This is a genomic window from Lysobacter sp. GQ73 (genome assembly GCF_059758755.1).
This window is the reverse complement of the sequence record NZ_JCAXEE010000007.1, coordinates 42,756-55,660: the sequence shown is the minus strand read 5'-3', so window position 1 is coordinate 55,660 and position 12,905 is coordinate 42,756. Positions and strand designations below refer to the sequence as shown.

The window sequence follows — 12,905 nt, the reverse complement described above, 5'->3', positions numbered from 1 at the left end:
TCGTGCCGTTGAGCGGTTGCGTCGGCTATTTAGCGAAACCCGCGGATGGTTCGATCGCCTCGATGCCGATACCCGGCTCCGCCTTACGCGGGAGCGGTCGGATGCAGCCAATCCGCATCCCCATCCGCATAGCGCTCGTGCTTCCAGATCGGCACCCGCGCCTTGGTCTCGTCGATGATGTAGCGGCAGGCGGCGAACGCGGCCTCGCGGTGCGCGGCGCTGACGCCCACCCAGACCGCCAGTTCGCCGATCGCCAGGTCGCCGACGCGGTGCACGCAGCGCGCATCGACGATGGCGAAGCGCTCGATGGCTTCGTCCAGCACCCGCTCGCCTTCGGCCAGGGCGAGCGCGGCATAGCTTTCGTAACGCAGGCCGGCGACCGCGCGGCCGCCGTGGTGGTCGCGCACCCAGCCCTCGAAGCTGGCGTAGGCGCCGGCGCGGTCGCTGAGCAGTTGCGCGCGCAGCGGCGCGATCTCGAAGGGCTGTTCGGACAGGGCGAAACGGCTCATTCAGCCTCCCGAGACCGGTGGGATGAAGGCCACTTCGCTGCCGGCGCGCGGCGCTTCGTCCCAGCGCGCGAAGGCGCCGTCGACGGCCACGCGCAAGCGCTCGACCGGCAGGACGAAGCCGTGCCGCTGGCGCAAGGCCTCGTACAGTGCTCGCAGATCGGCCGCATCGGCCTCGACCGATTCGCTGGCGACGCCGGCGGCGTCGCGCAGGCTGGCGAAATACAGCACGGTGAGTCGGCTCATCGCTCGTCTCCGCGCGGCGCGGTGCCGGCAGCGAAATCGCGCTTGCCGCCGCGCTTGCCGGTCAGCTTGGCCGGCCCGATCACGATGCGATGCGACAAGGCCTTGCACATGTCGTAGATCGTCAGCGCCGCGACGGTCGCGCCGGTCAGCGCTTCCATCTCGACGCCGGTGCGGTGGGTGGTCTTGACCGCGCATTCGATCGTCAAGGCATTGTCGCTGTCCCAGTCGATGTCGATGCGGCAGCCGTCGATCGGCAGCGGATGGCAGAACGGGATCAGCTCGTGGGTGCGCTTGACCGCCATCGTCCCGGCGATGATGGCGGTGTCGATCACCGCGCCCTTCTTGCTGTTGAGCCCGTCGGCACGCAGTTGCAGCGCCACCGCCGCGGGAAAGCGCACCCGGCACTGCGCGACCGCTTCGCGGGCGGTCACCGATTTGTCCGACACGTCGACCATGGCCGGGCGGCCGTCGCGGTCGACATGGGTAAGGGCAGGTTTGGATTTCAAATCGCCAGACTCCATCGCAGTCCGTGTCCGGGGTCGGACGGAGCGAACAGGAAATGCAGGACACGCCGCCGGCCTTGCGGCCGGCTGGCCTTGGAAGAAGCATGCAGCAGCAACGGTCGCATGATAAGCAGATCGCCCGGCTGTGCGGTGCATGCGGTCTCGCCGCGGTCCTGGCGCAATGCCCGCGCGCTTTGCGCAGTGAGCTTTCCGGCCCGGTGCGAACCCGGTACCACGCGCAACGGCCCATCGGAATCGGTACACGGATCCAGGTGGATGCGCACGACCGTCAGCCGCTCCAGGAGCGCCGCCGGCGGCTGGACGAAATGCGAGCCCTCCTTGTGCGACCAACCCGAGAGCGCCGCATCCGCGACCTTCTCGGCCACTGGGATCGACAAGTCCTGATGCAGGGCGACTTTCCAGTTACGCGATTGGCTTTTGCGGAATAAAGTGCATTGCACGGCGAACGCATCCTCGGCCAACACGCCCAGGTCGCGAAGCCGCAGGCGCAACGGCGCCACCAATGCCCGGCACCACGCGTGTTGAAGCAGATTGCGGGTGCCGGCCTCGTCGCCATCGCAGGCTTCGAGCTGAGCCGTCATCGCAACGAGGTCCACCGCACCGAGCACGCCGGGCAAGCGAAGAAAGCCTTGCGCCTCGAGCGATCCGGAGAGCATGGAACCGAAAGCCGCATCGGGGAACGACTGGACCGCACTGCAGGCTGGCGACGACATCACCGCCTCAACCGCCGATCAAGAACATCTCGACGTGGCGCTTGGAGCGCGGCGCGTCGAGGGCGCGCAATTCGCTGTAGCGGTCGCCGCGGCGCGACCACAGCGCGGCCAGGCGTTCGGCGAAAGCGGTCTCGCCCAAGGCCAGCGACGGTCGCAAGTCGGTGCCTTCGGCGGCGAACAGGCAGGTGTACAGGCGGCCGTCGGCGGACACCCGCGAGCGGTGGCAATCGCCGCAGAACGGCGCGCTGATCGAGGACACGAAGCCGATCTCGCCGCGGCCGTCGGCGAAGCCGTAGCGCGCCGCGACTTCGCCGCGGTAATTGGCGTCGAGCGCGCGCAGCGGCCAGCGCGCGTGGATGCGGTCGCGCAGGGTCTGCGAACTCACCACGCCCTCGGCGCTCCAGTCGTTGCAGTTGCCCACGTCCATGTATTCGATGAAACGCAGTACGTGGCCGCTGCCGCGGAAGTGCTCGACCAGGGGCAGCACCTGGTCTTCGTTGACGCCGCGCTGGACCACGCAGTTGATCTTGATGGAATCGAAACCGGCCTCGCGCGCCGCGGCGATGCCGGCGAGGACGTCGGCGATTTCGCCGCGGCCGCCGGACAGGCGCCTGAAGCGCTCGGGGTCGAGTGCGTCCAGGCTTACCGTGAGGCGGCGCAGGCCGGCCTCGCGCAAGGCCCGCGCGTGGCGCGCGAGCAAAGAGCCGTTGGTGGTCAGGGCCAGGTCGTCGATGCCTTCGATCCGCGCCAGCCGCGCGATCAGCTCGGGCAGGCGCTTGCGCAGCAGCGGCTCGCCGCCGGTCAGGCGCAGTTTGTTGACCCCCACCCGGACGAACCCGCGCACCAGGGTCTCGATCTCGTCGAAGCTCAGGCGCGAGGCCGCATCCAGACCGTAGTCGTCGGGCACCCGCTCGGCCGGCATGCAATAGGGGCAGCGGAAGTTGCAGGCCTCGATCACCGACAGACGCAGGTCGCGCAGCGGCCGGCCGTGGAGATCCAGCGGCATCGGCAGCGGCGGCAGACCGGGGGCGGCACTCACGAAGGCGGCATTCACTAGGACGGCAGTTGCGTGACGGTGGGCTCGGCCAGTTCGATCGCTTCGCCCGGCCTGCCGACACGATACCCCCGCGCCGCCAGCTCGTCGCCCTCTTCGCGGCTGCCGTAGTGGTAAAGCAGGCAGCGGTTCAGCAGTTCGCGCGAGTATTCCCGCTCCAGGTCCTCGATGCCGCTGTGCGAGGGGTTGCCGTGCAGGGCGCAGTCGTGGGCGATCAGCTCGCCGGCATCGGCATACTTGGCCAGGGCCTCGGGGATCGGGCGGGTGTCGCCGGTCCAGATGGCGCTGCCGCGCAGGCGCAGGCCGAAGGCGCTGTCGGGCCAGTGGTGGCGGGTCGCGAACACCTCCAGGCGCAGGCCGCCGTGCCAGAAATGGCCGCTGACCGGCACCAGCTGGAACGCGTCCCAGAAGTTCACCCCGCCCTCGGCCAGCACGTTCGGGTAGTCGGCCACGCGCTGGTGCAGCAGCGGCACCACCGTCGCCGGCACGTACAGCCGCACCTTGCCGCGCCGCTGCGGGTCGAAATAGTGGGCCACGAACAGGCGCTCGAACCCGGCGATGTGGTCCAGGTGGGTGTGGGTGACGAACAGCGCTTCGGGCATCCGGCCGTAATGGGCCAGGAACGCGGTCAGGCCTTCGCCGCCGCAATCGATGGTGAGCCAGGGCTCGCCGTCGCGCTCCAGGGTGGCCATCGCCGAGCCCAGCTCGACCGCCGACGCATTGCCGACGCCATGCAAACGCAACCGCCAAGTCATGCCCGTCCCCTCGATTCGCTGACCACGTCTCTAGTAACCACGTTCCCAGGCGCGGTCATAGGCCGTGCGCAGTCGGGCGAAATCGCGTTCGACCTCGGCCTCGCTGCGCTCGCCGCGCAGTTTCAGCAGCGAGCGCTTCAGCCGGGCCAGGTTGCGCTCGCGCCAGGGGGTCGCCGGAATCCGGATCTGGCCGCGGTCCAGGTCGATCACCCAGCCGTGCCCGCCGCTGTCGAACAACAGATTGGTGGCGTTGAGGTCGGCGTGGTCGAGCCCGACCCGGTGGCAACGCGCGATCAGTCGCCCGGCTTCCTCCCAGGGCGCGCCGTCGCCGGCCACCGCGGCGCGGTCGGCCAGCGAGCGCACGTCGCCGAGGCGTTCGAGCAGGATCGCGGCGTAGTAATACCAACCGTCGCGGCGGTACCAGGCGGCCACCGGCTTCGGCACCGGCAAGCCCTTGCCGGCCAGTTCGCGCAGCAGGCGGAACTCGGTGAAGCTGCGGGTCTGGTTGGCGCCGTTCCACCAATAGCGGTCGCGGTTGAAGCGGGCGATCAGGCCGCCGCGCAGGTAGCGACGCAGCACCACCCGGCCGAACGGCGCGTCGACGAACCAGGCGCCGCCGCGGCCGCCGCTGTCGACCGGGCGCGCGTTGCCGCCCCAGTGCGCCGGCGAGAACCATTCCGGCGCGGCTTGCCGGACCTGCGCGCGGTCGAACAGAATCGCGCCGTACCCGCTATCGTCGCGGTACGGCGTCAGTCCCTCGGCGGCGTCATAACCCGTCATCCGACCGAGTCTAACAAGTCACGTGACCACAACGCCTCTCAGTTCCCATCCGTCGATCTGTCTGCTGCGCCTGTCCGCGCTCGGCGATGTGACCCACGTCGTGCCGCTGGTACGCACTTTGCGCGCGGCGCGCCCGCAGGCCTCGATCGCCTGGGTCATCGGCAAGGGCGAGCGGCGCTTGCTGGACGGCCTGGAAGGCGTCGAATTCCTGGAATACGACAAGAAAAGCGGCTTCGCCGGCATGCGCGCCCTGCGCCGCGGCCTGCGCGAGCGGGCCCTGCCCGGCGGGCGCTTCGACGTGCTGCTGCAGATGCAGGTGGCCGCGCGCGCCAACCTGCTGTCGGCGTTCCTGCCGGCGCAGCGCCGGGTCGGCTACGACCGCTCGCGCTCGAAGGACCTGCACGGGCTTTTCATCAACGAACGCATCCCCGACCGCCCGGGCATTCACGTGCTCGACGCGATCGGCAGCTTCTGCGAACCGCTCGGCCTGCGTCAGACCGAGGTGCGCTGGGACTTGCCGGTGCCGGACGAGGCGCGCGAATGGGCGCGCGCGCAATGGCCGCAGGACGGCGTGCCGACCCTGCTGATCTCGCCGTGTTCGAGCCACACCGTGCGCAACTGGCGCAACGACCGCTACGCCGCGGTCGCCGACCACGCGGTCGAGCGCGGTTGGCGGGTGGTGCTGTGCGGCGGCCGCAGCGAACTCGAACGCGCCACCGCCGACGCGATCCTCGCGGCGATGCGCCACCCGGCGCTCGACCTGGTCGGCAAGGACACCTTGAAGCAACTGCCGGCGCTGCTCGAACGCGGCCAGTTGCTGATGACCCCCGACTCCGGCCCGATGCACATCGCCAACGCCATGGGCACCAAGGTGCTCGGCCTGCACGCGGCCAGCAACCCGGCCCGCAGCGGCCCCTACAGCGACCGCCGCTACTGCGCCGACCGCTACGACGACGCCGCGCGCAAGTACCTGGGCAAGCCCGCCGCCGACATCGCCTGGGGCACCAAGATCGAACACGAAGGGGTGATGGACCTGATCGCGGTCGAGGACGGCGTCGCCGCCTTCGAGCGCTATGTCGCCGATCACCCGGCCGTCTGAGCCGGATGCCCTGGTGAAGGTTCATTCCGTCGCCGGCCTGCAGGCGGCCGACCCTGCTGGCTCGACGTTCGAGTTCACGGCGCATCCCCGCCGGGCTCAACTCTCCGCGTCGTTTTGAATCTGCAGCCGTCGCCAGATCGACAACTGCGTGCGTTGGCGGCGGCGTTCGCGATAGACCGCGGCGACCAGCGCCAGCGCGAGCACCAGGGCGGCGACCGCGGCCTGGCCGCCGCTCCACTCGCGCCAGCCGCCGGTCAGCGCTTCCACGGCGAGGAACACCAGGCAGGCCGCGGCGGCATTGCACGACAGGCTGCACAGCACCTTCATGCGGTTGAGGGTGTTGCGCGAGGACGGATCGGCCGCCTCCAGATACTCGCGCATGCGCCGGTCGACGTCGTGGAACACCGAGGTCGACATGTGCGCGGCATCCGGCAGCATCAATCCTTCGCTGCGCGCCAGCCGCTGCGACAGGAAGGCGATGGCCGGGGTCCAGGCGCGGCGCAGCCGCGGCCAGACGATGCCCTGGGCGACGCCGTAGACCAGCCGGCCGATCGGGCTCAGGGCTAGCCCCAGCGCATAGGCGCCGGCGAACCAGGTCGGCAGGGTCAGTTCCGGGGCTTGCTCGCGCAACAGTTGCAGCCCGGCCGGGTGACGCAGGGCCAGGGCGGTCAACAGCAGCCCGCCCGGGCACAGCCAGGCGAGCAGATCGTCGTACAGCCAGGCGCCCGCGGCGCGCGGCTTGGGTTCGGCCATCGGCACCGCCGCGGCCGCCCGCTCAGCCGGCCAGGCCGGGGCCGTAGTCCTGGTAGGACTTTTCTTCGACGTAGGTCGAACCCAGGGCCAGGTTGATGTCCTTCTTGACCCGCGCCCGCACGTCGTTCTCGATGTAGACCGAGCGCGCCAGGCGGATGAATTCGTCGTCGAACTCCTGGCGCTTTTCCTTGATGCGGATGTCGTCCTCGATCACCCACAGGCGCTCGTTGACGGCCTTGAGCTCGGCGCGCAGGCGGACGATGTCGCCGCCGGCGGCCGGATGGGCCATCCAGGTCTGCTCGAGCGCGCTGAGCTCGTTGCGGACGTTGGCCAGCTTGGCCTCGTCGGTCATGCGCTCGGACTTGATCTGCAGGATCGCGATCTTGTCGAGCAGTTCGCCAAAGGACACCGGGACCAGGATTTCGGACATGTCGCGCAGCCGTTTCGTTGCGAAAGAAGGCCGCTAGTGTAGCCCCGCCCTCCCCGGCCCCGGGAGGCGCCGACGCCATGATCGGGACAAGCCTTGTCGGCGGGGGTTTCAGCCCGTATCATTCTCGGCTCACTGCACCCGGAGAGGTGGCAGAGTGGTTGAATGTACCTGACTCGAAATCAGGCGTACGTTTATAGCGTACCGGGGGTTCGAATCCCCCCCTCTCCGCCAGATACAGACACAACGGGCTCTTCGGGGCCCGTTTTGTTTTGGGCCCCGGCGCGGCCGGCGGGCCCGGCCGTATGCGGCGCGGCACCGGTTCGCTCGAACCGATCGGCCGATTCGAAAGTTGCGCCCCGCTTTGCGTTCGCAGTCGCCGGCCCGGCCCACCCCGTCCCGGACGAGCGCCGCCCGCGATCTCCACCAGCGATCCGGGGCGCGGGTTTTCACGACGGCCGCGCTCGCACGTTCAATGTGCGACACCGGTGCTTCATGAGCCGTTTGGCCGACCTGGGCCACGCTCGAGCTTGTTTCGCCCACTCGCGCAGGAGTCGCCGTCGATGCCTTGCGCCACCATCGCTTCCTCCGATTCGACCCACACGCGGCCTTCATCCATGCTCATGCATGAAAGCCGTACGCGGATCACGCTTTCTTGCTACGCGGCCGCTTGGCCGCGATGATTGCGTTTTCAGCATTGGCAAACCCGACAACCGCGAGCGGCACGACCGGCAGATGATCGAATTCGGACACCTCACGCATGTCGGCCTGCGCCGCGAACTCAACGAAGACACCTACTACGGTGACAGCGAACTCGGCCTATGGTTGGTCGCCGACGGTATGGGCGGGCACGAATACGGCGAGGTCGCCAGCGCGCTCGCGCGCGAGGCCATCGTCCGCGAGGTCCGCAACGGCGCCCCTCTGGCGCAGGCGATCCGCATCGCCGACGAAGAGATCATCCGCACCTCGCGCCGGCGCAACGACGCCCTGCCGATGGGCACGACCGTGGTCGCGGCCCGCATCAACGGCAATCGTTTCGAAGTGGCCTGGGTCGGCGACAGCCGGGTCTACCTGTGGCGGGACGGCCACCTGGCCCAGCTCTCGCAGGACCACAGCTACGTCCAGGAGCTGATCGCCAACGGCGCGATCACCCACGAGCAGGCGCGCAGCCACCCGCACCGCAACGTGGTGACCCAGGCCCTGGGCGTGACCGACCCGCGCAACCTCAACGTCGAAACCATGAACGGCGAATTGCGCCCGGGCATGCAGTTGCTGTTGTGCAGCGACGGCCTGACCGAAGAGGTCGACGACCGCAGCATCGCCCGGGTGCTCGCGCATAACGACTGCAGCGCGCAGGAATGCGTGGACTCGCTGGTCGCCGCGGCGCTCGACGGCGGCGGTTCGGACAACGTGACCGTAGTGCTGGTGCGCAGTCACTGAGGGTGCCGCCGCCTGGGCGCCGCCGGCCTTACCCAAGGTCTAGTCGTCTAATCAATTCCAAGCCTGCGATAAGAGCGGCCTGGCTTGCGAGGCACGAGCCGCTCCGGCTCGTCATCCCGGCTCGTCATCCAGGACTGCCGCGCTGGCGCCAGCCGCCATCCCCGCGAGGCAGGGACTCGGAGACTTCAGCATTTTGCCCGCAAGGGTTCGCGGTGCTTCCGCTCAGGCCTCGACCGCCTGGACGAGCTCGACCGGCGGCATCGCCAGATCCCAGATGCACTTGCCGGCTTTCTTGCGCAGCTTTTCCAGGCGCGCCTCGTGGGCGGCGAGTTCGGCCGGCAACACGATCACGCGCGGGCGCGGGGCGCTGGCGTCGACCTGGAAGCTGGCCTGTTCGAGCTTGGCCGCGGCCGCGCCGGGGTCGCCGAAACCGATCTCTTCCTGGCCCGAGGTCAGGCCGATGTAGACCTCGCCCAGCAACTGGGCGTCGAGCAGCGCGCCGTGCAACTGGCGGTGCGAGTTGTCGACGCCGAGGCGCTTGCACAAGGCGTCGAGCGAATTGCGCTGGCCGGGGAAGCGCTGGCGCGCGAGCAGCAGCGAGTCTTCGATGGTGACGCGGTCGCGCAATTTGCCGTACTGCGGGCCGCAACGCGACAGTTCGTTGTCGAGAAAGCCGACGTCGAACGCGGCGTTGTGGATGATCACTTCGGCGCCGTCGATGAAGGCGAGGAACTCGTCGACGATCTGCTCGAACGGCGGCTTGTCGGCCAGGATTTCCAGGCTCAGGCCGGTGACTTCCTGGGCGCCGGCCTCGAAATCGCAATCGGGCTTGATGTACTGGTGATAGGTGCGGCCGGTCGGGCGGCGTTCGACGAATTCGACGCAGCCTATTTCGACCACGCGGTTGCCGCGCTCCCAGCTCAGACCGGTGGTTTCGGTATCTAGGATGATTTGACGCATGCGGCCATTCTAATGAGGAGTGAGCGAGGGGGCGAGGAAACAGCAACTAGTAACGAGGAACTAGTAACTAGAACGAGTGACGAGTGAACGCCACTCGTTGCTCGTTCCTCTCCACTCGTTCCTGCGGTCAAGGCCGATAAGCCCGCAGCCGCTCCGCCTGCACCCGCGCGAGCACGTCGACGCGCTCGTTGTCGGGGTCGCCGGAATGGCCCTTGACCCATTTCCAGTCAATCGCGTGGCGCCGGCTCGCGGCGTTCAGGCGCTCCCACAGGTCGCGGTTCTTGACCGGATCGCCGCCGGCGGTCTTCCAGCCGCGCCGCACCCAGTTGTTGATCCACAGGGTGATGCCCTGGCGCACGTACTGCGAGTCGGTGGTCAACACCACCTTGCACGGCTCGCTCAGCGCCTCCAGGCCCATGATCGCGCCCATCAGCTCCATGCGGTTGTTGGTGGTGTCCGGCTCGCCGCCGGCGAGTTCGCGCTCGCGGCCCTTGTAGCGCAGCAGCGCGGCCCAGCCGCCCGGGCCGGGATTGCCGAGGCAGGCGCCGTCGGTGTGGATTTCTACGATCTTCTCGGCGTCTTGACTGGATTCGCTCACGCAACGGCTTCTCTGTACGGCAGCCGGGCATTATCGCCTTTGCGCGCCGCGGGTGGAGCCGCGATGCGCATCGCGCGGCACCAGCCCGGTCTGCCAGCGCAATTGCTGTAGCCGCATCGGCGGTATCGCCGCGTGCACGCGCTTGGTCAGGGTCAGGGCGACCCCGGCCCGCACCAGGTCGGCGGCGCCGACGCCGGCCTCGCCGTGGGCGACCCGCCAGCGCGGTCCCAGCCATTGCAGGCTGATCGCGTCGGCGCCGAAGCCGGAGGCGCGCAGCATCGCCTGCCAGTGGCCGGCATCGCGCGCGCGCAGGCCGCTGCCGGCCCAGCGCAGGCGGTAGGGGCTCCAGGGGTTCAAGGTCGCCAGCCAGAGCCGGCCGCCGGGCGCGAGGATGCGCGCGCATTCGCTGAGCAGCGGCTGCGGGTCGGCGCCGTCGTCGAACACGTGCTGCAGCAGCACCGCGCCGAAGGCCTCGCTGGCCAGCGGCAACGGCAGGCGGCAGCGCAGGGCGCCGTCGAAACCCTTGGGGCTGCGCCGCAGCGCGACCCCGCGGCGGCCGCCGGGCGGCGACGCCGCGGCGACGCCGAACCAGGCCCAGGGCAAGGTCGGGCTGGCCGCCAGCGCCCGCGCCATGGCCGCCGACTCGACTTCCAGCAGCCCCTGCCCGGCGACTTCGCCGAACCATTGCAGCGGGCACGCGGGGACGGGGTCGGGTTGACGGCCGTGGGACGGGGCGGGCATGGTCGCGTTCTCGACAGGAGTCTCGGAAGGCATCGGGCCAGGACGGCACGGGGGCTTGCGAAGACCCCGACTGTGCGCCCGCCGGCCGCGCCAGGCAAATCCGATAGCGGGCCTTACCGGCCCCCAGCCCCGCGCAGCGGCCCTCCGGCCCGCGCCCGCCAGGAGACCGACGATGCGGTTGCTCGCCCTGCCCGCCTTCAGCGACAACTACATCTGGGCCCTGTCGGGCGACGACGAGTCGGCACTGATCGTCGACCCCGGCGACGCCGCGCCGGTCATGGCCGCGGCCGCGCACGGCCTGCGACCGGTGGGGATCCTGCTGACCCACCACCACGACGACCACATCGGCGGCATCGTTGCGCTGCGCGAGCGCTGGCCGGAGATCCCGGTGTTCGCCCCCGACGACGAGCGCATCCACAGCGCGACCGCCCGGGTCGACGAGGGGGTGAAGCTGCACGTGGCCGGCTGGACCCTCGACGTGCTGGCCGTGCCCGGCCACACCCGCAGCCACATCGCCTATTACCTGGACCGCGGCGCCCATGGCGACGAGCGCCTGTTGTTCAGCGGCGACACCTTGTTCAGCCTGGGCTGTGGGCGGCTGTTCGAAGGTACCGCCGCCCAGATGCTGGTCTCGCTGACCCGCCTGGCAGCCCTGCCGGACGAGACCCGGGTCTGCTGCGGCCACGAATACACCCTGTCCAACGCCGCCTTCGCGAGCGCGGTGGAACCCGACAACCCGGCGCTGCGGCGCCGCATAGAACAGGCTCAGGCCATGCGCAATGCCGGTCGTCCCACCGTTCCCAGCAGCCTGCTCGACGAGCGCGCGACCAATCCCTTCCTGCGCACCCGCGAACCCGGAGTGCTGCGCGCGATCACCTCGCGCCTGGGCCATCCGCCCGAGGACGAGATCCAGACCTTCGCCGAGCTGCGGCGCTGGAAAGACGGGTTCCGCGCTTGAGGCGGGCCGACGCCAAACGGCGCGCGCCCGTGCGTGCCGCCCTGCTCGCCGCACTGTGGCTGGGCGCAGCCTGCGCCTCGCCCGCCCTAGCCGCCGAAGCCGCCGAGGCCAAGACCGCTCCGGCCAAGGCCGAGGCGCCGTCCGGACCGACCCGCAACGGCCGCGAGATCTATCGACGCTTTCGCGAGGGCTTGGCCGACCCGAGCTGCGAACCCGGCGTGAGCGCCCGCTGGCGCCAGCACTTCGCCGCCGCGCCCAAGCGCCTGGCCCGTTCCGACGACGACCTGCTGCCGCTGTTCGGCTACGTGGTCGATGCCCTGCGCGAAGCGCACCTGCCGACCGAGTACGCGCTGATCCCCTTCGTCGAGAGCGGTTACCGCCCCGGCGCGCGCAGCGCCGCCGGCCCCGCCGGGCTATGGCAGATGATCGCCCTGACCGCGCGCAATCACCGCGTGCCGATGCGCGAGGGCTACGACGGCCGCCTGTCGCCGGTCGATTCGACCCAGGCCGCGGTGCGTTATCTCAAGACCCTGCACGGCATGTTCGGCGGCGACTGGCGGCTGGCGGTGATGGCCTACAACGCCGGCGAGTACCGCATCCTCAACGCGCTCAAGCGCAACGGCCAGACCGCGGCCAATGCCCGCCCCGACCAGCTCACCGGCCTGTCCGACATCACCCAGGCCTACGTGCGCAAACTGCATGCGCTGTCGTGCCTGATGGAACAAGCCGACGACCGCGACGAATGGCTGCAGGCGCTGGACCGCCCGGTGCCGCACCTGCAGGCGGTGACGGTGCCGGCCGAGGTCGGCGGCATCGACGCCTGGGCCGCGCGCACCGGCCAGGATGCGGCGCAGCTGCGCCGCCTCAACCCGGTGTTCGCCAACGGCACGATCGGCCGTTCCAGCACCCGCCGGGCGCCCTTGCTCGCCGTCGCCGCGGCTGCGAACACCGCGCCCGCTCCGCTCGCCGCCGACCAGACCCTGGCCGACATCGGATTGCCGCCGAATACCCGCGCCAACGCGAGCGACACCGGCGCCCAGGCCGTCACCACCGCTTCGGTCGAAGTCGCCGAGGCACAGACCAAGCAAGCCGCCGGTGCGCGCCGCCATACCGTCGGCCGCGGCGACAACGCCTGGACCATCGCCAAGCGCTACCGCATCCGCGTCGCCGACCTGCTCGAACGCAACGGCTTGAACGGCAAGGCCGTGCTCAAGCCCGGCCAGGCCTTGTTGATCGATGCGCAGGCCAGCGCCGACTGATCGACATCGGCGACGCGCAAATCCTCGACGCTTCGTAGAACCATCGCCGGGCCCGGCCGGAGTTCTTCGACTCGCAACGCTGCGATGCACGA

The 12,905-nt window shown here is 69.9% G+C and carries 16 protein-coding genes and 1 tRNA gene; 5 read left to right on the top strand and 12 right to left on the bottom strand.

Annotated elements, in window-relative coordinates:
- Positions 1-83: 83 nt before the first annotated feature.
- Genes AC6CH2_RS18215 through AC6CH2_RS18185 form a run of 7 tightly spaced genes read right to left on the bottom strand, consistent with a single transcriptional unit; the run spans position 84 to position 4,578 of the window.
- Entirely contained in the window at positions 84-509 is a 426-nt protein-coding gene (locus tag AC6CH2_RS18215) for a molybdenum cofactor biosynthesis protein MoaE (RefSeq protein ID WP_498270427.1), read from the bottom strand.
- Positions 510-752 (bottom strand): molybdopterin converting factor subunit 1, encoded by a 243-nt coding sequence (moaD, locus tag AC6CH2_RS18210; RefSeq protein WP_498270426.1) that lies wholly within the window; start codon positions 750-752, stop codon positions 510-512.
- Entirely contained in the window at positions 749-1,258 is a 510-nt protein-coding gene (gene moaC, locus AC6CH2_RS18205) for a cyclic pyranopterin monophosphate synthase MoaC (protein ID WP_498270425.1), read from the bottom strand. Before moaC ends, moaD begins: the two co-directional genes overlap by 4 nt.
- Entirely contained in the window at positions 1,255-1,989 is a 735-nt protein-coding gene (locus AC6CH2_RS18200) for a phytanoyl-CoA dioxygenase family protein (protein WP_498270424.1), read from the bottom strand. The genes moaC and AC6CH2_RS18200 overlap by 4 nt, the downstream gene beginning before the upstream one ends.
- Positions 1,990-1,996: 7 nt before the next feature.
- Positions 1,997-2,995, bottom strand: coding sequence for a GTP 3',8-cyclase MoaA (gene moaA, locus AC6CH2_RS18195; protein WP_498270583.1), 999 nt, complete (start codon positions 2,993-2,995; stop codon positions 1,997-1,999).
- A gap of 47 nt (positions 2,996-3,042) precedes the next feature.
- Complete coding sequence (locus AC6CH2_RS18190) at positions 3,043-3,798, bottom strand: MBL fold metallo-hydrolase (RefSeq protein ID WP_435395846.1); 756 nt, start codon at positions 3,796-3,798, stop codon at positions 3,043-3,045.
- 30 nt (positions 3,799-3,828) lie between these two features.
- Complete coding sequence (locus AC6CH2_RS18185) at positions 3,829-4,578, bottom strand: 3-deoxy-D-manno-octulosonic acid kinase (RefSeq protein WP_498270423.1); 750 nt, start codon at positions 4,576-4,578, stop codon at positions 3,829-3,831.
- Between the two features lie 22 nt (positions 4,579-4,600).
- On the opposite strand from AC6CH2_RS18185, the gene AC6CH2_RS18180 reads away from it, so the two are divergent.
- Positions 4,601-5,677, top strand: a complete 1,077-nt coding sequence (locus AC6CH2_RS18180; protein WP_498270422.1) for a glycosyltransferase family 9 protein — start codon at positions 4,601-4,603, stop codon at positions 5,675-5,677.
- A gap of 96 nt (positions 5,678-5,773) precedes the next feature.
- Here AC6CH2_RS18180 and AC6CH2_RS18175 read toward each other — a convergent pair whose 3' ends face one another.
- Both AC6CH2_RS18175 and AC6CH2_RS18170 read right to left on the bottom strand, forming a co-directional pair.
- Complete coding sequence (locus AC6CH2_RS18175; protein ID WP_498270421.1) at positions 5,774-6,430, bottom strand: hypothetical protein; 657 nt, start codon at positions 6,428-6,430, stop codon at positions 5,774-5,776.
- A 22-nt stretch (positions 6,431-6,452) separates the two neighbouring features.
- Entirely contained in the window at positions 6,453-6,860 is a 408-nt protein-coding gene (locus tag AC6CH2_RS18170; RefSeq protein ID WP_435395842.1) for a DUF6165 family protein, read from the bottom strand.
- A gap of 140 nt (positions 6,861-7,000) precedes the next feature.
- On the opposite strand from AC6CH2_RS18170, the gene AC6CH2_RS18165 reads away from it, so the two are divergent.
- Both AC6CH2_RS18165 and AC6CH2_RS18160 read left to right on the top strand, forming a co-directional pair.
- Positions 7,001-7,091, top strand: a tRNA-Ser gene (locus tag AC6CH2_RS18165).
- 501 nt (positions 7,092-7,592) lie between these two features.
- Positions 7,593-8,297 carry a PP2C family protein-serine/threonine phosphatase gene (locus AC6CH2_RS18160; RefSeq protein ID WP_031373549.1) on the top strand — a complete coding sequence of 235 codons (705 nt, stop codon included), beginning with the start codon at positions 7,593-7,595 and terminating at the stop codon, positions 8,295-8,297.
- A 222-nt stretch (positions 8,298-8,519) separates the two neighbouring features.
- On the opposite strand, the gene dnaQ is transcribed toward AC6CH2_RS18160, so the two are convergent.
- The 3 genes from dnaQ to AC6CH2_RS18145 all read right to left on the bottom strand — a co-directional run bounded on the left by dnaQ (position 8,520) and on the right by AC6CH2_RS18145 (position 10,596).
- Entirely contained in the window at positions 8,520-9,257 is a 738-nt protein-coding gene (gene dnaQ / locus AC6CH2_RS18155) for a DNA polymerase III subunit epsilon (protein WP_498270420.1), read from the bottom strand.
- A 127-nt stretch (positions 9,258-9,384) separates the two neighbouring features.
- Positions 9,385-9,855 (bottom strand): ribonuclease HI, encoded by a 471-nt coding sequence (gene rnhA, locus AC6CH2_RS18150; protein ID WP_435395840.1) that lies wholly within the window; start codon positions 9,853-9,855, stop codon positions 9,385-9,387.
- 30 nt (positions 9,856-9,885) lie between these two features.
- A complete protein-coding gene (locus tag AC6CH2_RS18145; protein ID WP_498270419.1) occupies positions 9,886-10,596 on the bottom strand; it encodes a methyltransferase domain-containing protein in 711 nt (236 codons plus the stop codon).
- Positions 10,597-10,768: 172 nt separating this feature from the next.
- Here AC6CH2_RS18145 and gloB point away from each other — a divergent pair, with 172 nt between their 5' ends.
- Positions 10,769-11,554 (top strand): hydroxyacylglutathione hydrolase, encoded by a 786-nt coding sequence (gloB, locus tag AC6CH2_RS18140; protein WP_498270418.1) that lies wholly within the window; start codon positions 10,769-10,771, stop codon positions 11,552-11,554.
- 29 nt (positions 11,555-11,583) lie between these two features.
- Entirely contained in the window at positions 11,584-12,813 is a 1,230-nt protein-coding gene (locus AC6CH2_RS18135; RefSeq protein WP_498270417.1) for a lytic transglycosylase domain-containing protein, read from the top strand.
- Positions 12,814-12,905: the final 92 nt, after the last annotated feature.

Coding starts and splice junctions, on each gene's coding strand:
- AC6CH2_RS18200 (WP_498270424.1), bottom strand. CDS start 1,989: ATGTCGTCGCCAGCCTGCAGTGCGGTCCAGTCGTTCCCCGATGCGGCT.
- AC6CH2_RS18185 (WP_498270423.1), bottom strand. CDS start 4,578: ATGACGGGTTATGACGCCGCCGAGGGACTGACGCCGTACCGCGACGAT.
- gloB (WP_498270418.1), top strand. CDS start 10,769: ATGCGGTTGCTCGCCCTGCCCGCCTTCAGCGACAACTACATCTGGGCC.
- AC6CH2_RS18170 (WP_435395842.1), bottom strand. CDS start 6,860: ATGTCCGAAATCCTGGTCCCGGTGTCCTTTGGCGAACTGCTCGACAAG.
- moaA (WP_498270583.1), bottom strand. CDS start 2,995: ATGCCGCTGGATCTCCACGGCCGGCCGCTGCGCGACCTGCGTCTGTCG.
- AC6CH2_RS18175 (WP_498270421.1), bottom strand. CDS start 6,430: ATGGCCGAACCCAAGCCGCGCGCCGCGGGCGCCTGGCTGTACGACGAT.
- moaD (WP_498270426.1), bottom strand. CDS start 752: ATGAGCCGACTCACCGTGCTGTATTTCGCCAGCCTGCGCGACGCCGCC.
- AC6CH2_RS18215 (WP_498270427.1), bottom strand. CDS start 509: ATGAGCCGTTTCGCCCTGTCCGAACAGCCCTTCGAGATCGCGCCGCTG.
- AC6CH2_RS18145 (WP_498270419.1), bottom strand. CDS start 10,596: ATGCCCGCCCCGTCCCACGGCCGTCAACCCGACCCCGTCCCCGCGTGC.
- dnaQ (WP_498270420.1), bottom strand. CDS start 9,257: ATGCGTCAAATCATCCTAGATACCGAAACCACCGGTCTGAGCTGGGAG.
- AC6CH2_RS18190 (WP_435395846.1), bottom strand. CDS start 3,798: ATGACTTGGCGGTTGCGTTTGCATGGCGTCGGCAATGCGTCGGCGGTC.
- AC6CH2_RS18160 (WP_031373549.1), top strand. CDS start 7,593: ATGATCGAATTCGGACACCTCACGCATGTCGGCCTGCGCCGCGAACTC.